The organism is Mesotoga prima MesG1.Ag.4.2 (assembly GCF_000147715.2).
In the GTDB taxonomy this organism is placed as follows: Bacteria; Thermotogota; Thermotogae; order Petrotogales; family Kosmotogaceae; genus Mesotoga; species Mesotoga prima.
Window position 1 is genome coordinate 2492389 of the sequence record NC_017934.1, and the last position, 20408, is coordinate 2512796.

Annotated in this window: 23 protein-coding genes; 11 read left to right on the forward strand and 12 right to left on the reverse strand. The window is 43.8% G+C overall.

What is annotated here, in order from left to right:
- Nucleotide 1 precedes the first annotated feature (1 nt).
- The 9 genes from cas1b to THEBA_RS11500 all read right to left on the reverse strand — a co-directional run bounded on the left by cas1b (nucleotide 2) and on the right by THEBA_RS11500 (nucleotide 9026).
- Nucleotides 2–991 (reverse strand): type I-B CRISPR-associated endonuclease Cas1b, encoded by a 990-nt coding sequence (cas1b, locus tag THEBA_RS11465; RefSeq protein ID WP_014731687.1) that lies wholly within the window; start codon nucleotides 989–991, stop codon nucleotides 2–4.
- Between the two features lie 4 nt (nucleotides 992–995).
- Complete coding sequence (cas4, locus tag THEBA_RS11470; RefSeq protein WP_014731688.1) at nucleotides 996–1493, reverse strand: CRISPR-associated protein Cas4; 498 nt, start codon at nucleotides 1491–1493, stop codon at nucleotides 996–998.
- Nucleotides 1490–3835: a CRISPR-associated helicase/endonuclease Cas3 gene (locus THEBA_RS11475; RefSeq protein ID WP_014731689.1), complete on the reverse strand. Its 2346-nt coding sequence runs from the start codon at nucleotides 3833–3835 to the stop codon at nucleotides 1490–1492. Before THEBA_RS11475 ends, cas4 begins: the two co-directional genes overlap by 4 nt.
- Nucleotides 3832–4557: a type I-B CRISPR-associated protein Cas5b gene (cas5b, locus tag THEBA_RS11480; protein ID WP_014731690.1), complete on the reverse strand. Its 726-nt coding sequence runs from the start codon at nucleotides 4555–4557 to the stop codon at nucleotides 3832–3834. Before cas5b ends, THEBA_RS11475 begins: the two co-directional genes overlap by 4 nt.
- An 11-nt stretch (nucleotides 4558–4568) precedes the next feature.
- Nucleotides 4569–5519: a type I-B CRISPR-associated protein Cas7/Csh2 gene (gene cas7b, locus THEBA_RS11485; RefSeq protein ID WP_014731691.1), complete on the reverse strand. Its 951-nt coding sequence runs from the start codon at nucleotides 5517–5519 to the stop codon at nucleotides 4569–4571.
- 20 nt (nucleotides 5520–5539) lie between these two features.
- A complete protein-coding gene (locus tag THEBA_RS11490; protein WP_014731692.1) occupies nucleotides 5540–7294 on the reverse strand; it encodes a TIGR02556 family CRISPR-associated protein in 1755 nt (584 codons plus the stop codon).
- A 4-nt stretch (nucleotides 7295–7298) separates the two neighbouring features.
- Complete coding sequence (cas6, locus tag THEBA_RS11495) at nucleotides 7299–8033, reverse strand: CRISPR-associated endoribonuclease Cas6 (RefSeq protein ID WP_014731693.1); 735 nt, start codon at nucleotides 8031–8033, stop codon at nucleotides 7299–7301.
- 390 nt (nucleotides 8034–8423) lie between these two features.
- Complete coding sequence (locus THEBA_RS14440) at nucleotides 8424–8564, reverse strand: hypothetical protein (protein WP_014731694.1); 141 nt, start codon at nucleotides 8562–8564, stop codon at nucleotides 8424–8426.
- 219 nt (nucleotides 8565–8783) lie between these two features.
- On the reverse strand, nucleotides 8784–9026 hold the full coding sequence (locus THEBA_RS11500) for a hypothetical protein (RefSeq protein ID WP_014731695.1): 243 nt from the start codon (nucleotides 9024–9026) through the stop codon (nucleotides 8784–8786).
- Between the two features lie 105 nt (nucleotides 9027–9131).
- On the opposite strand from THEBA_RS11500, the gene THEBA_RS11505 reads away from it, so the two are divergent.
- The gene (locus THEBA_RS11505) at nucleotides 9132–9509 is read left to right on the forward strand and encodes a four helix bundle protein (protein ID WP_014731696.1); all 378 of its coding nucleotides are present in this window, start codon (nucleotides 9132–9134) and stop codon (nucleotides 9507–9509) included.
- Nucleotides 9510–9569: 60 nt separating this feature from the next.
- Here the strand turns inward: THEBA_RS11505 and THEBA_RS11510 are convergent, their stop codons facing one another.
- Complete coding sequence (locus tag THEBA_RS11510) at nucleotides 9570–9779, reverse strand: DUF2922 family protein (RefSeq protein WP_006487518.1); 210 nt, start codon at nucleotides 9777–9779, stop codon at nucleotides 9570–9572.
- 202 nt (nucleotides 9780–9981) lie between these two features.
- Complete coding sequence (locus THEBA_RS11515) at nucleotides 9982–10218, reverse strand: DUF1659 domain-containing protein (protein ID WP_014731697.1); 237 nt, start codon at nucleotides 10216–10218, stop codon at nucleotides 9982–9984.
- Nucleotides 10219–11012: 794 nt separating this feature from the next.
- Between THEBA_RS11515 and THEBA_RS11520 the strand changes: the two genes are divergently transcribed.
- From THEBA_RS11520 to THEBA_RS11535, 4 genes are all read left to right on the forward strand, one after another.
- Complete coding sequence (locus tag THEBA_RS11520; protein WP_014731698.1) at nucleotides 11013–11324, forward strand: helix-turn-helix transcriptional regulator; 312 nt, start codon at nucleotides 11013–11015, stop codon at nucleotides 11322–11324.
- A 131-nt stretch (nucleotides 11325–11455) separates the two neighbouring features.
- Entirely contained in the window at nucleotides 11456–12880 is a 1425-nt protein-coding gene (locus THEBA_RS11525; RefSeq protein ID WP_014731699.1) for a PD-(D/E)XK nuclease family protein, read from the forward strand.
- A 114-nt stretch (nucleotides 12881–12994) separates the two neighbouring features.
- Nucleotides 12995–14182, forward strand: coding sequence for a hypothetical protein (locus THEBA_RS11530; protein WP_014731700.1), 1188 nt, complete (start codon nucleotides 12995–12997; stop codon nucleotides 14180–14182).
- Between the two features lie 25 nt (nucleotides 14183–14207).
- Nucleotides 14208–14591, forward strand: a complete 384-nt coding sequence (locus THEBA_RS11535; protein WP_014731701.1) for a P-loop NTPase family protein — start codon at nucleotides 14208–14210, stop codon at nucleotides 14589–14591.
- Here the strand turns inward: THEBA_RS11535 and THEBA_RS11540 are convergent.
- The gene (locus THEBA_RS11540; protein WP_014730611.1) at nucleotides 14575–15789 is read right to left on the reverse strand and encodes an IS256 family transposase; all 1215 of its coding nucleotides are present in this window, start codon (nucleotides 15787–15789) and stop codon (nucleotides 14575–14577) included. The two genes, THEBA_RS11535 and THEBA_RS11540, sit on opposite strands and share 17 nt — an antisense overlap.
- A gap of 46 nt (nucleotides 15790–15835) precedes the next feature.
- Between THEBA_RS11540 and THEBA_RS11545 the strand changes: the two genes are divergently transcribed.
- The 6 genes from THEBA_RS11545 (at nucleotide 15836) to THEBA_RS11570 (ending at nucleotide 19993) form a co-directional block, all read left to right on the forward strand.
- A complete protein-coding gene (locus THEBA_RS11545) occupies nucleotides 15836–16279 on the forward strand; it encodes an ATP-binding protein (protein WP_269078300.1) in 444 nt (147 codons plus the stop codon).
- Nucleotides 16280–16446: 167 nt separating this feature from the next.
- Nucleotides 16447–16815 carry a four helix bundle protein gene (locus THEBA_RS11550; RefSeq protein ID WP_014731702.1) on the forward strand — a complete coding sequence of 123 codons (369 nt, stop codon included), beginning with the start codon at nucleotides 16447–16449 and terminating at the stop codon, nucleotides 16813–16815.
- Between the two features lie 77 nt (nucleotides 16816–16892).
- The gene (locus THEBA_RS11555) at nucleotides 16893–17678 is read left to right on the forward strand and encodes a tetratricopeptide repeat protein (protein ID WP_014731703.1); all 786 of its coding nucleotides are present in this window, start codon (nucleotides 16893–16895) and stop codon (nucleotides 17676–17678) included.
- Nucleotides 17679–18774: 1096 nt separating this feature from the next.
- Nucleotides 18775–19158 carry a hypothetical protein gene (locus tag THEBA_RS11560; RefSeq protein ID WP_006487493.1) on the forward strand — a complete coding sequence of 128 codons (384 nt, stop codon included), beginning with the start codon at nucleotides 18775–18777 and terminating at the stop codon, nucleotides 19156–19158.
- Nucleotides 19159–19162: 4 nt separating this feature from the next.
- Nucleotides 19163–19570, forward strand: coding sequence for a helix-turn-helix domain-containing protein (locus THEBA_RS11565; protein WP_006487492.1), 408 nt, complete (start codon nucleotides 19163–19165; stop codon nucleotides 19568–19570).
- A 3-nt stretch (nucleotides 19571–19573) separates the two neighbouring features.
- Nucleotides 19574–19993, forward strand: a complete 420-nt coding sequence (locus tag THEBA_RS11570) for a protein-export chaperone SecB (RefSeq protein ID WP_014731704.1) — start codon at nucleotides 19574–19576, stop codon at nucleotides 19991–19993.
- Nucleotides 19994–20408 lie beyond the last annotated feature (415 nt).

The following is a 20408-nucleotide window of genomic DNA, read 5'->3' on the forward strand; positions in this document are numbered from 1 at the left end:
TTTATTCCTTCCAGGGAATGTATCCACGCTCGCCTGTTATCTGCTTTTCTATTTTGTAAAGCTCCAAGCGAATCAGATACCGATACGATACACTTCTTTTCAGTCCCGGATGTTTTATCGTTGTTTTCAGTTTCTCATCGTATGCTCTCACAAAGATCTCTTTTCCTGAGTCGTTCATGTATATCCCTTCCAGATGTTTCGCGAAATGTTTCGCCTGGATCTGTTTCTTGTTTATCATGGCGAATATCAGGCGATCTACAAGGATAGGTTTGAACACCTCGGCGACATCTAGATTCAGAGAAAAGCTTCGAAAATTGGTTGTGTGAAGGTATCCGATTCTCGGATCGAGGTGAGTACGATAAATCTCTCCCAGAACGGTAGTGTAGAGCATTGTGTTCCCGAAGCTTATAAGAGCATTCAGTCTGTTCAAGGGAGGTTGTCTGGTTCTTGAAACGAACTCAAAGCTTGAGTCATCTATTATGGTATCGAAACATTTGTAATAAAGATCTCTGAAGTTTCCCTCTATTGCCATTGCCTCATCTATGGTCCCAGTGTCTTCAAGGCGTTCCTTCAGTGCGTTTAAACCTTCTATTTCTCTTTCGAGATCCTTTCCGCGTCTGTTGTAGTATGACAATACACTCAGCATGTTTTGCATTGACCCTCTCACAAACCTCTTTGCAAGATCCGTACGTTTCTTTCCATCGTTGTAGAAATTGGCCTGCTGCAGTATAAGGAAGCCTGAATTCAAATGTTCTCTCGGGTAGTAGGTTCCTGAATAGTAGTCATAGCGATTGAAAAAATGAAGAGGAATCTGCTTCTGAGTAAGAAATTCTAGAACTCTCTTGTTGAGATCAATTTCTCCAAAAGCACAGATGGAATCAGTCTGCTCGACGGGAAGATGAACCTTCTTTCCGTCCTCCTTTTCAAAGACCAGGGTATTGTTCATTCTCAAAAGCTTCCCAGAAGTGAAAAGATATAACATCCGTTTCATGTCATCACACCCAACAATAAGTGTAGTAAGCGCAGTTCTTACATTTGTTCTGTGCCCTTTCAATCTCTGGAATCGGGCCTTCAACGAGTTTCTGTATTTCTTCGCATAATTTCTTTATTCTTTCTTCTTCTTCTTCAGTCAAAGTAATTGTTATTTTCTTCTTCTCTTTCGGCACCAGCAGCTGTCCCTCGGCCTGAACTCCCATTTCCTTTAGCCTCAGAAGATAGAAGAGCAGCTGATCTCTCGCCCCTTCAAGTGAATACTTGGACTTCTTTATCTCGCTGACGATAGTTTTTCCCTTTTTCTCTTCGACCATGTCGAGTTTTATGTTGTCTATAGAGACATCTTTTTCTCCCCTATTCTCATAGGATGCTTCGTGAATAAGTCGGCCAAGAGACATTGAAGTATTGTCCTGTTCGGGAATGATTCGATGGGCCATTAACCAAGCTTCACGTCTGCAATTTGTGTATGAAAGCACTAGGCTTCCATTTATATCGATCATAGAAATAGACTCTCCTCATCTGATTTCAAACCAGTTTTTGTGTCATAGTAATACTCAAGCTCGTCGGAGGATACATAGCAAAAACCGTGCTGAATGTCTGGTAGAGTGTATTTCTTGGCGCCTGGATATAAGAATAGTCTAACGTTGACCACATACGGAGCTAGATTTCTAACAGCCTGTTTCCTTTTGGCAATATATTCAAATTTTGCCTCTATTGGTGGTTTTGTGCTGAGGACTTCGCAGTAATTCTCCCAGAAGCGCTTCGCCTCATCGTCGATTTCGAGAAAAACTGGAAAGCTGACGGCACCTTTTAGCTGCTCAATAAGGCTAAACTCAGCTATTCGTTCAAAGTCAAGTTTAACGAGTGCCTCCAGGAGCTCTAAGGATTCATTTTCAAGACCTTTGTTCATTAATCTGGAAAAGTATTGGTCTCCCAGCTCATATAAGGCTGGTTCACTAATAGAACCCTTCAGACTACTGAGTATTTCTCTGGTTGTCCATATTATGGTATCGTTATAGATCCAGGAGAAAGGCCTTCCGGAATCCTCCTTCAAGAGGTCAACAACTGTCATTTCACCGCGATTGCCTTCACATGACCTATTTACCCGTCCTGCAACTTGAAGAACGGAGTCAAGAGGGCCCAAATCTCTTATACAGTAGTCAAAACTAATATCTACTCCCGCTTCGATCAACTGAGTAGTCAAGAGAACTTGAAAGCCTTTCTTCTTCTTTATGTTTTTGATGATTTCCCGTCTAACTGCGGGCGGAAGACTCGACGAAAGGCAGTGAAGATTCTCATCGGTGAAACTCCCTGAATCTTGCAGGTGTTCGAATAGCTCTTTGCAACAGTTTATTGTGTTCAATACGATCATCAATGACTTATCTTCTTCCATTGCAGTATTTACTGATTCTTCAAGAAGCCCGTACTTGAATTCCTCTATGCCCATTTTTCCCAAGTATCTTACATCATACCTGTCAAGGTTGTACTCCCCTTTTATCAGGGGAAAAGATGAAACAAAGAACGGCTGTGGAATCGTCGCGCTGGAGAAGATTATCTTTGTTCCTCCCCATTTAGAAAGGTGTTCAAGAACCTCGCTTATTACCTTCCAGTACTTTGGAGGGATCGCCTGAACTTCGTCCAAGATGATTACCGACCCTGGTAGCCTGAAGAAGCGCGTGTTTCTTCTGTCAGTAAGAATGGAGTGGAAAAGACTGACAAAAGTCGTTATAACAATTTCACTGTCCCATGAATTAAGGAGAATATCAGCGAGATAAGCATCATAGTTCTCATTTTCGTCACCATCTTTCCTCTTTATGTACGAGAGTTCTGTTAGATGGTGTTGCTGAATAAGAATGTCCGACGTTACCTTGATTTTTGAGGTCTCAAGGACGTCTCGAATTGTTGCAAAAGTTTGGTCAATAATACTCAAAAAAGGCAAACAGTAGACAATACGGGGAAGATAATTCTGTTCTTCGGCGATAATTTCTCTCTTTTTGGAAGCGAGTGAAAGTGTGGCGAGCGTCTTGCCGATTCCCGTTCTTCCCTTCATCGACCCGACAGTGAAATCAAGATTAGAGATAGCCTCTCTATAGAAGTTATTCCTTAACAAATTCATGTCTGTCTTTGGTTCATCAAATCCTGCCGTGGTTCTGAAGATGTCCACAATGTCTGGTGAAAAAGTTTGCCTTTCAGATTTGTAATCGCCTCTGAATGCTGCATCTACTCTATCGGCCCAGGTCAGTAGAGAAAAAAGATATTGGAACAATACGTAATATTTAATCCCAGATTCTTCACGGTGTTTCCTATAGTTTCTCTCCCATGATAGTATTCTGGGAATTAAAGAAGGCAGATCTAGATCCACAGTTTCATCCAACAAATCTTCCATCCAAGAAAGGTAATTCTCATCGAGTTTGCGCACAATCTTTTCTAAGAATTTCTGGTTTTCGTCAAAGGAATCGAGGATTAGTTTTGGATCTCTTGCCGAACCATGATGGTATTTGATTACGGCCATTGCTATTAAGATAGCCGCGCCGGACTTATCCGGGATCTTGCCGTCAAGATAATGTCCCACAGATAGTGATCCCACTGCTGCGTGTTGGGACAACTCACTGTCGACTCTCGCTCCGGAGAGATGACTCTGAAAGTATTCGCTTGCTTTCCCTAGATCATGGAAGATAGCGATTCCCTTGACAAGCACACTAAGCTCGGACTGGCTAATACCAAAGAGATTTTCACAGTCAATGAACTTGCCAATATTTTCTATTTCCTCTGTCATTAATGACCAGACACCAACTGTGTGCTTTTCCAGGAGCCTGTCTGGATGAGATCTTACGTGGCTCACCAGAGCATCACTACCTCGTCTCCCGCGTCTGTAGAAATCTTAGCTAGCAGAGAATCGGGGTCAACGGACTGCAGCTTCAATGAACTTCCTTCTGCTTCATATGCTACTTCGACATATCTAGTAACGTGCCGCTGACTGTTCATTGAAGCAGCGTGAGTCTCCGTGAATATTTTCTGCCCGCTGGAGAATGAGAGACTAGTTTTTTTCAGCATCTCAATTGCGGTCCAGATTTCATCAGCCGTTTCGACAATCAGAGCTTCATATGTCTTCACATACTTCACCTTGGCCACAAATTCGCTTATTCCAAGATATGGGGTGTAGTAGCATTCGGAATTGATTACCATTCCTTCAAGCTTTTCGAATAGCTCGCTGTCAGCTGTAACAAACAGCCGATAAACGGGATTTCTAACCATTTCAACCGGCACTTGAATATGCAGCACGTTTTTCGTTGTTACATCGGCCTTGGTATACGAGTAGTTCATATTGAAGCGAGTCTTTTCTATCTTGTTCATTAACCGAATGCCAACTTTTGTGTTTGCTTTCTCCAGTATTGCGACATGCTCGCTACGACCAAAGCCACCACTTTCTATACCAACTATGGCACCTATTATGCCTAGAGCCGCTGTTCTGGGAGGAATCGCGTAAGTCAAGGAGGATGTAGTCGAGTATGGCTGCCGAAAATGAGCGTAGTCGCTTGAAATATCAAAAGCGAGGACCTTCATAGGACCTCACCTCACTCTGGTAACCGTTTCATTTTTCCTTCGAGCAAAGTATCTAGATCGAAGAGGGTGCCGTTTTCCACAATGTTAAGTCTAGGGTCGATTCTGTACCTGATTTCTTGTATTTTATTCTTGTATTGAGTGAGCAACTTCTTGAGATCCGATATCTCTAATCTGAAATCAGATATGCCTCTAATCTTCTCTTCCATCATGTTTGACTGGAGCTTAATCCCTTTGTCAAGCTCTCCAATATGAAAGTTCGCTTCTTCGAGATATACAACGTCTATGAGTAACCGAGGTAGTTGTTCCATCTTGGAACGAGTTATAAGATCTTTGGTACCATCCCAAATGGCATTGAGCATCTTTGAAAGGTCTTCATCACTCATGAGAGTGTGTTTTGCTGTGTTCTGATTGACTACCCCATAAAACGCAATGCAAGAATAGTTCAATGTCCACTCTTCTCTGAAGCTTCTTTGCTCCTTTCCTTCTTGCGAAACAAATGCTGCTGTACCCTGTGTGAAAACTGGATCCACAACGTGCAATGATCTCCCGAAACGGAACTGGACAGGTCCTGTGATTGACATATTCAAACCTGTCAGAGGTACTGTTCCACCAAAAAGCCTCAAGTCTATACACTTCTCCAACAGAAGCTTAGATGCCCCTTCACGCTTGTGCAATTTTAGTGCTTCCTCCACTGCCTTTTTGTTGTAAGTTTCATCTGTGAGGTCAGTTATCAAGAGAGATGCTCTCTTTTCCGAAGTTATAGGATCTCCAGACACGAAGAGTTCTTCACCCATTTCGGCAAGGTGATCTCTGATTGTTCTCTTCAGACGGACATCTGATACTATATTTACTCCCGTTGCAACATCCATTCTTGGCTTGTTGCTATCCATTGGGTCTCCATTAGGATTCCCGTCTTTTACATCATAGATGAATACAATTTCATGGCGATTCTTAATTGACATGCTCAATACCTCCTTAGTATCTATTGTTCAGCTTCTTGAACAATTTCTGCCTCGAATGGATCGCTTTCTCTTCTAAAAACTCCGGTTGCCAGTTCTCCGGCCAGGAAGGCGTAATTCAAGTCTTCGATTGAAGCTTTCCATTCATAGCCACTCGGAATCAAATACTTGTCAGCTATTTGTAATAGATTCATGATGGGTCCGCGCACTCTCACAGGGTCCATTTCCTTTGAGTATTGTGTTGTCTTCCACTTCAGATCTTTAAAATGATTCATGAAGTCCAGCGGTCTCATGTTATAGGCCTTCAATCTTAGATCGACGGTACTTGCTATATTCTTCTCCCTTTGGAACCTGGAAATCCTCGAGTGAACCTGACCAACAATGAAAAGAAATTTCTCCTCGTCAGTCCTGAAAAACGCCGGATATTTGTTGAAGAATTCCTCGATTCTGTCCTCTCTGTCTTTTCCCATCAAAGGGACACCTCCTTCCGCATTTTTCTGAAGCCTGTCTATGAAAAAGGCAACAGTAATCAACTGTTTTGCCCTTGTGGCATATGGTTCACCTCTAAGCTTCCTAGATCCTATGAACTCAAGTGTTCCTCTTTTCAAGGGGGTCAGAGAAACCGGTTGATCTTTGAATAACGCTTCGATGTAATCGAAGAAAGTCCTAAGTCGGTTGTCTTTGAAAACGTCGTACATCGAACCGAAGAGAACAGAGGGAAGATACTCCTCATTACCGAATACCGTTCTGAGTTCTTCTTCGATGTCAGAAATCTTTTGAGACATATTGCGCAAGCGGCTTGGAGGAACGTCTAAGACGCTAAGGTTGATCTTCATTTCCTGATTGTTCACTGTGTAGAAGATGAAGTTTAGGCTTGAATAAAGCCCTTCAGAAATTTCACAGAGCATGTGTGTTTCGAAACCCTTGAAGCGATTTGCTTTGTGAACTGTGTCTTTTAGGTTAGAGATTCTCTTTATGTCTCTTATTTGATCAACCGCTCCTTCAATTAGCGCGCTTTCCGAAGAGTGAAATCTTGGAATGATATACACTCTTGAAGCGTAGAAGTTCATTGAAAGCTCTTCATCCAACACTTTCTTTCCGAGAGCGATTTTTGAGAAACAGTCTTGACAGAGAGGCATGTTCACGTAGTAGTTCTTGTCATTCATCTCATGAGCAAAGCCTGGCTTGTCAAAAGAGGAGAATTTGAAAATATCACTCGCCTTCATTCCAATAGGCTTCTCTTCTTGGCAAACAAAGCAAGTTCCAAAGGTATTACTTGCCGCACTTACAACGTTTCTCAGGAAGATTTGTCTGAATTCATCTAAGTCTCCGGGGTATAGTTCCCTGTCCCCTTGCTTGATTACTACTGTATAGAAACGGCCTTCTTTCTTCGGTAGATTTTCTGCCATCTCATCTAGAGTTGCAGAGATGATCTCTTCTGACTCTACAAGAGCGGCTGCGACTTTTTCTGCAAAGGGAGTTTTGTTTTGCGTACCGAAATTGATGAATTTCTCAATAATGGCTTTTGATCCCTTGCCAGCATCTCTAAGAGTAAGAGACATCGGAACTTTAATGTTCCCTTTCTTCTCCCGGAAGAGGTAGTTGCGGCGAGTCTTCTCCCTTTTGTCGCAACCAGAATATCGAATGGTCTCTCCGTTATTCTCTAGCACAATTGTTAGTTCATGAATATATGTTTCCCCTATGTCTGTTGTGTACATCTGTGTTTCATCCTTACCCCTCGAGACAATTCTTCCAATTTCATAGGTTGATTTCAGCACTGTTTCACCTCCTTTCGCTGATTTCTATCATTCCAAATCCCTGTGCGTTCTTTGAACCTAGTCCCCAGGAGTAGGCTATCGATATAAGCTCCGGATCTGCGTTAAGCTCAAAGCGGAAGTCCCAGGCGATTTGAGTGAAATCCTTGTACTTGACAATTCGTTGAACTGGTCTTGAGGCAAGTTTGAAGGAGAAGGATTCTCTTGCTCTGACGGAATTACCCAATGCACTTGCCTTTCTGTTGAGGTTTTCCTGAATCTGAATTGTGAAATCTTTCTCTGCCGGATTGTAGAAATAGGTTTTCTTTCTCCCGTCTGCTGTCATGAGAGTCGAATAGACAGTTATTGGTGATATTGTTTTGGCCGCTATGTATTTCGTTTCCGGAAGTGTTGGTTCTACTTCTATCGATCTAAGATCAAGGGTTGCACCGAGAAGTTTAATCCCTCCGTTCTTCATAAGACCGTTTGCAAAGGCTTGGACATAGTCTTCTAGTGGCGATGAGAAATGCAAGCAAATCGGAGAAGTTAGCGAGATTGAGCCTTCATTAATGCTTTGTTTGTGACCAAAGAGTCGAGAGAAAGTGAATGGTCTTAGGGTTCTTTTATTCACGGTTAGGCCAAAGTCGTGGCTTTCCGGGATTACGTCTGAGAGTATCTTGTATATTGCCGACTGAAGTGGGTGTGAGTAGCTAATTGGAAGAGAGATAGGTTTTTCGCTTTTAAGTGAGACTTTTATTCTCAAAGTGAAACCTCCATAAAGCAGCCTCTTATATTGGTTTTTTGAATAAGTGACATGAATTCACTTGGGCAGTCTAGAAAAACGAAGCCCGGGGTTTCAAATGCTGCGAGCAATCGCAAAACCATCACCTCAATTCATTTTGCATATGCAATATTTATTTATTATTGTTCGGACGATGAGAATGTAATGCATTGCTTTGGCTACTCGTAATCTCGGTTCGTAAAAGGCTTTAATGAGGATTAATCTGTGTACATTATATCTCTTGTAACATAAAAATCAAAATCTAAGAATTTATCGAATTTTGTTCTGAAAGTCCAGCGGCATCTTTGGTTCAAGAGAAACGAGAGCTTCCAAAACCCAAGTGCTTCTTCAGTCAGAATGCAATAATTGAAATCATACTGCCACACTAAATATAGAAAGAGATCCTTCCCTGTAATAAGTGGCTGAAGTATCACCAATTCGAAGAGTGATAGGTTCTAGTCCAAGCACTAGTGTAGACAACACTAATAAGAGAAAGAAGTTAGTTCTTCTCATTTCGATCCTCCTTCTCTCGTTCCAAGCATCCCCCAAAAAACAATCGAATCCAAACAAAATTATAAAGGAGTTTACATTCAAAACAAAATTAAGCGCTTTCGATTGTTTAAAAAAGACCCGGCTCTGAAGCCGGGCCAAAAAAGAAGGTGAGATACACTGGGTTTGTTTTCGAGTCGCCTAGAAACATTGTGTTTCTCAATCGCTATCTGTAAATTGCTATCATTTCACCAGCACCTTCATCGCTGTCTTCCAAAGTCCTTTGTTCAGGAACATGACGACGAGGTCTATCAGGACATCCAGAATGAAGTCGAAGAACTCGGGATCGATCTTCCATTGTTCATCTGGAAGCGCGTCCTTTATCATCTGCTTCACTTTCTCTTTCTTCTCCGGTCCGTTGCCGGGAGATTCTACGTAGCTTGCGAAGACTGTGATTAGAGATAGTAACTCTTTTATCCACGACATATTATCACTCCTTTGAGCGTGAGTAGATGTTAGAGGCCAGAGGTGAGAGGTATGAATATCAAGAGCTATAATAGAGGATCACAGTCACTGTTATAGGAGGTATCTATGTTTGGAAACTTCAGAAAACTTCAGCTCTGGAAATCTTCTATGAATCTGACTACTGAGATTTACAGGCTAACCAGAAACTTCCCCGAGCATGAACGCTACGGATTGTCGTCCCAAATGCAAAGGGCCTCGGTATCTATCCCTTCCAACATCGCAGAGGGATTTGGAAGAGAATCTACGAAAGAGCTTCTGAGATTTCTCTATACTGCCAGGGGTTCTCTGATGGAGCTCTCCACACAGCTCGAAATCTGCAACAATCTGGGCTACCTTTCAGAGGAAGAGCACCCTTCTATACAGAGGCTTGCAGACGAGGTAAACAGGCTCCTAAATGGTCTCATATTCTCGAAGAAGAAGCTCAGATCTTCATCCGGTACTTAGAAAAGGGGACGGGGTAAGAACCCCATCCCTTTCAAACCTCATACCTCTATCCACTTACATCTATATGAGGTTAAACAACTCGTTCTTCTGAGTGTCGATTACCGCTGCGTAGTCTACCGCATAGCTTGAAGGGATCACCTTCAGAGTTACGAGGTTCCCCATCACAGTCTCGACCTCAGCCTGAGTCAGAGTCTCCTTGGGCTCCTTTATGTAGAAGCCCTTAGACTTCTTCGCAGTCGAATCGTACCATCTAACGCTCAGGTTTCTCATTTGAGTTCCTCCTTTCGAATAACGGTTCTACGTCGGCCGTCCTCCGTGCTCCGAAAAACCTATGAAGTGCAGTGGCATTGCATTTCCGATCTTAGTCGGTGAACGGCTGACGGACTTCGGCTATCGTTGTTTCATCACTTGGTTAGAGGTAGGAAGATCTTTAACTTCAAACCTCTATCCTCTACCCTCTCACATCCGTCTGTCAATCAATCGGTCCGAGGGTCTGGGTTTCGATCAGTCTGATGTCGGCGATGATGTAATTGGTGAGGCTCGCGATGTTATAGGCTGCATCGTATGCCTCCTGTGCAGTCATTGCCGAATCGACGCTGAGAGTCTGTCTAGAGAGAACCGGTTTGTCGTCCTCAATGACACCGGTATCCCAGGTGATCGAGAGTGACTTCTCAGTACCTACTACCATTACAGTTGTGCCAAGTCCCATGAAAATTCCTCCTTTTTTTGGAGGCCGGGGTTAGAGGTAGGGGGTTGGGGGTTTGAAAGATCTTACCCACCCGCTACCACGTACCCGCAACCTCCGTTTTCTTCTTCGTGGCCACGTGAGATGAATATATACCACAGGGTCAAAAAACACCAAGCTCAGGTGAAAAACACCTGAGTTTGGCTCTGGAATGCCGGCTATGTATAATCGAAATAGAGAAGCAAAGGCTCTCTTATCCGGGTTGAAATCTATCGCATTCATGTGTGAGCATTATGAAAAAGCAAAAGAAAAAGACGATTTGAAAAGAAAGAGAGCCTAATATAAAGAATTATTTGAATAATCAAATCTATTTGCCGATAGTTGCAGATAATGAAAAATAGCCGCTCCCGGTTTCTCAAAACTGAAAAGCTCATGAACAGTTCTTGACAGCGTTTATGGGAATGATATAGAATATATACAACCAGTTTTGATTGACTTGCGGAGCCGATGGAGGTTTTTCAAAATATGGATGGTTTTCGAAATACTGTTTTTCACTTTTGTTCTATCTGTTTAAGGTTTTATTTCTTCAAGAACTCATCTTCAGGTCTGTCGCCATAATAATGGCATGATAATTTCCAACTGAACGGGAAACATTCCGCGCAAGTTTAGTTAAGGCTTCAGGTCAAATTGCTTGTTTAGCCCGATTTTGTTCACAAGAATATGAAAGTTAATCTGGAGTATATCCAGGGCTTCATAGCCGTTGCATTCAGACAACTGAGTTCTGGATGAACTAAATCCATGTAGAAAGGAGGTGATTTATGGGCAACCTGCGCGATGAGAGAATCATAAGAGAGCTCAGCCAGAGAGAGCTCGGGGAGGTGATAGGCAAGGACCAGAAGTACATCTCCGAGGTCGAGCTGGGAAGGATAATTCCCTGTTTCCGGAAAGCGGATACTCTTGCCCGTTTTCTGGGCGTTCCGGTGGAGAGGATCTTTCCCTGTTTCACAAGGACTTCGAGATTTCCCGGCTATAAGGATCTCATGTATCTCTACAGTCTCGGTTACGACATCGCCGTATATGAGAACGCCATGAGAGAACTGACAACAAAGGAGGCGCAAAATGACGGATGAAGCAGGTCAACCGTCAACGGTCCACCGTCCAAAGATCCGTCGCAACATGCAACTTGGCACCTGCACTGGTTTTCCTTGCAACTAACAACATGGAACTTGGAACTGAATTCAAGAAAGGAAGGTGATTCGCCATGAATCCGGCAGTAAAAAACGAGAACGGATCTCCCGCCAGAGACCCGCTCTCAAGAAACAAATTTAACACCCAACTAAATACTACCACTTTCAGGCGGGAATGGTCTAAATCTGTTTACCCTTTTTGCAACAGTGATATTACTTCGTCCATTCCCGCAGAAGAAGTGTCAGGAATAGGACAGAATTTCTCTTGCCCATACATATCCAAGCGATCAGGTCCTGAGAAATCGGAGAACGGAGAACGGCTGACGGAGAACCGCCAGCCGTTCCCACTGTCCTACTCCCGAATCAAGTCCTTCGTGGAATGTCCTCACAGGTTCTATCTGCGATATTTCGAGGGACTTCCCGAAGCTCAGGGAGAGGGAAGAAAACACAACGGCCTCATACTGAGGGCTTTGTTCAATTCCTATCTCGGTAATTCTCCCACTCCTCTCCTCTTTGGAGAGAACCTTAAGAGGGATCTCGACCAGATAGAGTACGGAGTTCAATTCCTCAAGAGCAAAGATGTTGTAGCTATCAATATTCCTTTCTCTCTTGACAGGTTCTCCAATCCCGTGCCATTTAATGAACCGGAAGTGGTGTTTAGGGGCGTAGCGCAGGCGCTCTATGAAGATGAGCGGAAAAACGTCCCTCGTCCTTCGTCCCAGAGCATGTATTCGTCCTTCGAGAAGAACTGTGAAGCAGAATTCTTTGTCTCCAATCCCGGGGAAGAAGCTAACAAGAGCCTTGAATCTGCTTTTCTTGGTCTTTCGGAGGACGGAGGACCGGGGACGGTCAACCCGTCTCTTGTTCTCTGCCACTTCAAGGCAGGATTCGGAGATCCCGACTGGGAGAGGCTGTTTATTTACGCGTGGGCTCTCTCTAGACAGGGTTATGAGATAGGAAGGATAGAATGGGTATCTCTTTCTGCGGGAGCCTCGATTTCTAAAGAGGTGACAAAGGAAAACCTCGAAGAGGCCGGGATCAATCTCTACGCCTGGATAAGCCAGATCCTTCAGAGCGACTTTGAACCGGAAGCGGGAGATCACTGCTCTTACTGTCTCTATCATTCCTTCTGTCCCTTAATGGAGAAGCTAGGAGAGGATCTCATGATTACCGACAGTGACTCTCTGAAGAGCACTCTTCAAAAGACGGTAGCCTTTCAGGAAGGGGCGAAGAAGATGAAGAAGCTCGCAGATGAATTCATAGACAGGGAAGGGATAGGAAAGGTAGAGCTTCAGGGCTATGAGTATGCCAGTGACGAGGCTCCGACTCAGATAAGGCTTCTGGATAGAGAGGCGGCTCTGGATACCATCATAGGCCTCCCCGATCCGTTCAAATTCATCACGTTCAGGAACCTGTCAGAACTGGTCGACTATCTTCCCGAAGAAGCCTACGAGAAGAAAGAGAAGCTGAAGCCGGTAAGGAGGTTCAGAAAGGCGTAGAAAAAGATGTAAGAGGCCAGAGGGAAGAGGTAAGAAGAGCAATTAGATCCTGCCTTTCTAACCTCTAGCCTCATACCTATCACATCTGTCCGATCTTTGACTGGAGGTTTTAGTGTGAATTACATAGAACTAATAAACAACTTCTGGATAGCAAATAAGATACACAAGTTCAACTCTCTCGAGACTTCTTTTTATTTCTTCGTTCTCGACTACGCGAACAACGCGAGATGGCCCGAGAGCTTTGTCCTTCCGAACGGAATAGTTCAGAGCGTCTTCGGCTGTTCGAGAGATCAGCTCATAAGGGCGAGAAAGAAATTGTGTAAATTTGGCCTACTTGCGTATGAAACGGGTGACCGACATAACCCCGGAAAATACACCGTAATTGCGCACCCGACACCTACCCGTGACCTACCCGAGGCCGACACAAGACCTACTCAAGACACACCACCCTGCGGTCTTTCGAAAGTGTCTCTTAATGGACAAGAGAATTGCGTCATTGGAGATGAGTCCATATCCAAGACCGACTCTAAGCCTACTGGAGACCTACCCGAGGCCTACCCGACGCCTACGAGTAATATAAACAAAACTAAACTAAAGAAAAGTAAAGTAAACAAAACAGGAAATAAAAACATTCTTTCTCCTTACGGAGAAACGAAAGTTTCACTTTCGCAATCGACAGGAGAAGGGGTTAAGAATGAAGAGATTTCCACAGGCATTGAACCGGAATCCGGTGTCCCGGAAAAGGGAAAGACCGATCCAAAAGAAGCTCCTCCCTGCGAACTGAACGTTTCATCGTCCGAAATCAAATCGAACGGGAAAGAGACGGCTCAGGACAAAGGCGGACCTCCAGAAGTGCCGGCTGAAGGTTGTCTGGTCGTTCCCCTGTTCGAGATGAACGATCCTGGAGAAAAGCAGAGTGAGGAAGATCAGGAAGACTTCTCATACCTCGAGTCCTGTTCGAGGTACGAGAGAGACGTAATGGAGACATGGGAGGCGATAATAGGGCCCTTCGAGAGGGAATGGATTCCCCTGCTGAGAGAAGCCCTGAGGAAATGTTATCCCTCCCAGATAAAGACCGCGATCATAGCTATAGACAGATCGAAACACGAGGTACTCGAAGAGATAGGCTTCGAGTATCTAATGCAGCCCCTCCTCAGGGGAGCCTTCGGAAGGAGAGTGAAGAAAAATGGAAGAAAAGATTGGAGCGATTCTGAACCGTTTAGAGATCCTATCGAAAAGTTCAAGAATCCGGCAAGAGAAAAACCCAAAACACTTGAAGAACTCCTCAAATACACGGTATAGCAAGGACGAGGCGATAGAAGAGTGCATGAGGAACTGTCCCGGTCCGGAGAAGTGCCCTTACGGGGGATACATAATCTACGCCAGCGAAGATCCACAGTACAGCGACCTCATGTACGAGTGCTCGATATACAAAGAATTCAGAAGGGTGAGGGAAAACATGGAGAGACTGATAAAAGTCCTTCCCAAGGGACTTTGGGAGAGAAGACTGGACAACTTCATCCCCGAGGATGAAGTGACGGAAAGGGCCCTTGACCTCTCGAAGAAGTACGTGAGACACAGGGCGTGGAAGATAGGGTCAAACTTTGTACTTCTAGGAGGCTACGGAACTGGAAAGACTCACCGGTTCTGTCTCTTTTTTTGTGTAAACCCCTTTTTTGTAATGGGTTTAAGAATCAGCTTATGTACTTAGCTAATCTTTCATACTTTATCACAAGTTGAGTAAGGATCCTGGACCAATCAAGAGTTCTTACTGTCCATTTCTTTGTTATGTTCATTATTGCTAGATAAGCCATCTTTAAGAGAGAATTGTCTGTTGGAAAGACTCCTTTGTTCTTCGTCACCTTCCTGAGTTGTCTATTAACTGATTCAATGGGATTAGTTGTATAAACCAATCTTCTCAGTTCCTCTGGATATTGAAAGAAGGTTGAGAGAGTTTCCCAGTTATCTTTCCAGCTTTTTATTGACAAGTGGTATTTGTCGCCCCACTTCTCTTCTAGTGCAAGCAATGCATTCCATCCTGCCTCTCTTGTAGGTGCCTGATAAATTGTCTTGAGATCGCGTGCTAGAGGTCTACGATCCCTCCAGGTAACATATCTCATGGTGTTTCTTATCTGGTGAACTATGCACTTCTGAACCTCTGAGAATGGATATACAGCCTCTATGGCTTCTTCCATTCCGCTTAATGCATCTATTGAGAAGATTGCCACGTCTTCAACCCCGCGATTCTTCAATTCGTTGAGAATGCTTAGCCAGTAGCTTGCTCCTTCTGTTTCACTTATCCACATGCCTAGAATGTCTTTGTGGCCATTTAGGGATACTCCTAAGGCTATATAGAGTGCTTTCTTCCTTACCTGGTTGCTTTCAACGACCCTGAAGAATACGGCATCCATGTAGACTATCGCATACGCAGATTCTAATGGTCTGTTTCTCCATTCGGAGACCAGTGGCAGTATCTTGTCCGTTATCCTGCTTACGCTCTCTGCAGACAATCTGGAACCGTAGATATCCTCTATATGACTCTGAATATCTCTTACTGTCATTCCCCTTGCATACATGGAGATTATCTGATCCTCTATACCAGAAATGTCCCTCTGGTGTTTCTTCACAACAACCGGTTCAAATTCACCTTTCCTGTCTCTTGGTATCTCAAGTTCTATTTCTCCGTAATCGCTCCTAACTGTCTTCTTGCTATGTCCATTCCTGGAATTGTCAGTCTCTTTGTTCTTGTAGTCATGCTTCGAATATCCAAGCTCATCTTCCAGTTCTCCTTCAAGCATTTCTTTGATTACGTCACCAAACAATTCCTTCATTGCCTCTTGAACATCTCCAACGTTTTCAAATCCATTCTTCTCGATTAACGACTTGATCTTTTCTCTGTCAAATTTCATCTTCTTTTCCCTCCAATCTTCTCTTCCATTCTAGAGGGTTTACACAATCTTCTTTACATACTCGACTCACCTCGCAGCGGGAATAGCGATAGAGGCGGTCAATATGGGAGACACAGTCGCTTTCATAACGGCCCCGTCTCTTAAGATCGGGGACTTCAAGACTGTTTGCGAGAAGGTACAGGAGTGTTCGGGGGTAGACCTTCTCGTTATTGACGACCTCAGCAACGAGACGGAAAACAAGATGACGACCGACAAGATATTCGAACTGATAAACCACAGGTATGAACAGGGAGCGGGAACGATAATAACCTCCAACCTGAATTTGACAGATTTCGACTCAACCGTTGGGGCAAGGATCTTCAGCAGACTGGGCGAGAGAACAGCGATCATGAGGCTGGAAGGAGTCGGCTCTTACCGGGAGAAGAAGAGGGAGAGATATGTGGCGTGGACGAAACAACCGCTGGAAGATCAAGGACCCGCTGAACGCTGAACGCTGGGTAGTGCAAGAACCCGCTGGAAAGATCGAAGAGCCGCTGAGGGCTGAAGGCTAGGAAGAGCAAGGCAGTAAGAAGAAAGGTTATCGGTCAACGGTCCACCGTCAGCCGATTAAGTTCAGCGTCATTACGCAAAATCCACCAAAGAAGCAGGAGGTCTGAAATGTCGTTTGGTTTCAAGAATCTGGAAGTATGGAAAGTAAGCAAGTCCTTCGCAAAGGATGTGTATGAATTGACTTCATCCTTCACTTCAGATGAGAAGTTTGGTCTTGTCGCTCAGTTAAGAAGGGCAGCGATTTCAGTTATGTCGAATATAGCCGAAGGAGCTGGGCGGAAACACAAGAAAGAGTTTGACCATTTTCTCTATCTTGCCCGCGGTTCGTTGAATGAGGCACTTGCTCAGTTGGAGATTTCCTTTGAGTTTGGCTATCTGAATCGAGATCAGCTTGATCTAATCGAGAAGAAGGCCGAAAGCATTAATAGAATGCTCTGGAAACTCTCTAAGTCTCTTGAAAAATCGGAGGACCGATGACGGCTGACGGAGGACGTCTTTTCAAAGTGTTCAGCGTTTAATATGCTTGCAACTATTTCGACGAAAGGAGAAATGTGATGGAAGACAGAATAGCCAAGACTTTGGCTTTGCTTCTGGATGGAAGATGGAATGAGGCGTTTAAACTTTATCACGAGATAATAAACGATCTCTCAAAGGAGAAGAGTGTTCCGGAAACAGTTGAAAACACAAAGGACAGTCAAACCTCTTCGAAGACTGAAGAGGCGGTATCTGTCGTGAGTGAATTTGAGCGATGGCCCACACTGAACGATGAAGAGCTGTGGGATCTCGGTCATATCGCTTATCTCTTCGATGACACAGAGACGGCAGAATCTCTTATAGAGGAGCATTACTCAAGAAAACCGAACGACATAGAGGGGATGGTATTCCTCGGAATGATCTACAAGAAGAGAAACAAGCCTTACAAATCCGAACTGATGTACAGGGCTGCACTTTCGGAAGATAAAGACAACATGAAAGCTGTGGAAGAGCTTGTTTATCTTTACCTCGAAACCGAGAGGCCTCTCGACGCCCTAGCCTGGGTACAGAAGTTACTGAGACTCGATCCCCGGACTCCGAAAAATTACTTTCTTGCAGGCAAGGCGCTTGAGAAACTTGACAGGGAAGAGCAAAGCAGAAGATACATTATCGCCAGTATGATCCTCGATCAATCGAGCTCTTTCAGGGGAAGTCTGCAGAGCTTCTACGAAGACAGACTCGGGGAATCAATCACCATAGCCGATCTCTTCGACGGAAAGGAGGTTATTGAGGAATGGGTGGGAAAAAACCGGCACGCGGTTGACCGTTCTCCGTTCTCCGAGTTCGAACACCAGGAGAGCTATTGATACCAAAACGAAAAGGTCCTTGATTGGCTCTTGGCTAGATAATCTCGTATCTGACCATGATGCGAGACACGGGAGGGATCTTCCTCAGCGTGCAGCGAATAGGGGGGTCTCCAATCTTAAGCGTAAAGCCTTTCCGGAGGACGGTGGACCTGTGACGGACAACGATTTCTTCTGAGTGCAACTTAGACAATGCCACTGCATATTCACATAGCTGAACCGAAGCCGGGCATCCGCCCGGCTACTTCAATTCTCTTTCATTAGGACAAACGTCTTCAGTTCAAAACGATCTCTTCTTGTTAGAGAAATTCGACAACAGATTCCGAAATGTATATCTGACATGGTTGCCATTCGTTCTGCTAGTCGTTGGTTAGTTCTAGTTCTGCTTAAGAATTCACATATGAACTGAGGCGATTCCCAATTTGATTGTTCCCTTAAACTAAGTGAGATTCCCAAGGTTGAAGAGAGCCCACGTTCTCTTCTAGAAACGATCACTGTTGTATTATCAGTTTAACGGTTTGACAAGACTACCGATCTACCAATCACATCATATTAGTGTATTTTGTTCCGAATGTTAAGTGATGTAAAATAACAGACATGCCGTAATGAAATTCAAAAGGATAGCAGTGAGAAGCAGGGAGAAAGCTTACGAGATCCTTAGCATTAGGGATTTTGGGAAACCCAGCGAAAAAATGTTAAGGTTCTGGTGTTTGATCATACGACATCTAGGATCAACAGAAAAGGATTCCTGCAACCACATGGCAAGAAACGGCCAGGACGTGGAAGAATTAACGACGGTGTTCTTTTTGCCAGGGATTGATGCACAGTCAGTTGCGTATGCCTTCGGGAGGTGTATGAATGCGAAGGGGTGTTATTTGACTTCTCCGCTCTGAGGTTTGATAAGACATTGGCAGCAAAGGCGTAAACCACTGCTAGCCAATAGTGTAGTATATGCATTTTCTTGTCGCCTAGAAAACTGCATGCATGTGAAAGCGGAAGAATAATGAGCATAAACGTGCTTATTTTAACTTAATCGATCGTGATCGTAATTCTATCGAATTATTATTACATAAGTTATAGGTTATAAATGAGGTGTGCGATGAGAATCATAAGATCAGAAAGCTTCAATTCTGAATTTCTAGACTTTCTGGACAAGCATAATAATAGGGTAGCTCCTGTTATGGACAAGCTTGGTTTCTTCGAAGAGGTACTTGAAAGGGACGGGCCTATAGGAGTCAGAAAGTCCGGTCTACTGGAAAAGTTGCATGGTACGAGCATTAACAGCATTACGTTGATTAGAAAAGGATTGAATGTTCGTTGTTTGTGTTTTTTCCCCAGCGATGGGATTGAAGAGGTCTGTGTTTTGCTTATGGTGTTCATTGAGAAAAGCTCAGCAGATTATGATAAGGCAGTCAGGCAAGCTGAAATTCTGGCGGATAAATGGTTGAGCGATAATAAAGGATTCAAAGTTCGAAAGGGGTGAAACAATGGCCAATAAGAGGAGTTCATCTTTTGGTGAGTTTCTTGACCAGATTGCAAAGACCTACAATGTTGAAGATTCTCTCGCTATAGGTAGGATTAAGGGTCAAGTTGCCAGTCAGTTAATGAGCTACAGAAAAGAAAGAGGTCTTTCGCAGAAACAGTTGGGTGAGCTGTTAGGTTTTAAGCAGCCATACGTATCAAATATTGAACGTGGAGAAGAGAATCTTAGCTTAGAAACTCTTGTCAAGATCTCTGCCTGTCTTAAAGGAAGACTAAATGTAGATCTTGGAATAACTGACAGAAAAACTAAGATAACAAAAGAGGTAATAAAATACGTTCCAATATATATTCCCGTAATTTCGGTGCAGAATAATGAAAGCTCTTTTTGCTGGAAACCGAGTGAGGCGGCATGATAAATGAATAGAGTGGAACAAGCTATACTTCAGATGAAAAGATATCTGATAAAGGAGTTTTGCTTCTCCTACACTCCAGTGCAAAATGAGATCGTGATATCTATTGAACTCGGTAGAGAGACAAAAATCATCGAAGAAGACGGTAAGAAGAACTGTCTTCTTGAGCTCACTCTAACAGCATTTGGTAGAGCCGATGAGACAGATTATCTTACGATAAAGGCAAGCATGGAGGGTGTCTTCGAATGCCAAGAAACCCTCGAAGAAAAGGCATTAGAAAAAATGGTTGCTGAGAGCGGTACTTCAATACTTCTGCCAGTACTACGCGCAGCTATTCTATCATTTACAGGGCAGGCAGGACTTACACCTCCAATTGTTATTCCGCTTATGAATCCACGTTTTTCTTCGGAAGCAGAAAAACAGTAAAGAGTCTATATACGCTTCCTCAGCTTTTAGTCGAACTTCTCATTTGATCTTATGATATAGCCAAGATGTTTTTGCATTGAAGAAAGAAGCTGCTTTTGCGAGGCTTCCCGGAGAAACAGCTCGAAACCAGCGTAGAAATCCTATGATAATTTGCCGTAATTGTGGGATTCGACTTCTTGAGACCGTCTTTCAACAGAACAAATGGACATTCAAAATCAAACCCCGGCGCCAGAGGCATCTCCGCAAAAGATTCTCTTTTCGGAGGAACTTCGTCTTCTAAAGAGAAATAATAAACAGGACACGCAAAAGTACACTCCAAGCCGAGTCTGGGGCCTTTGAGATACTCAACGAGTCAAGCGCGCGGTGATTTGAAAATAACGTCTTTCGTACAACTTCCTAGATCATGGACTCGTCC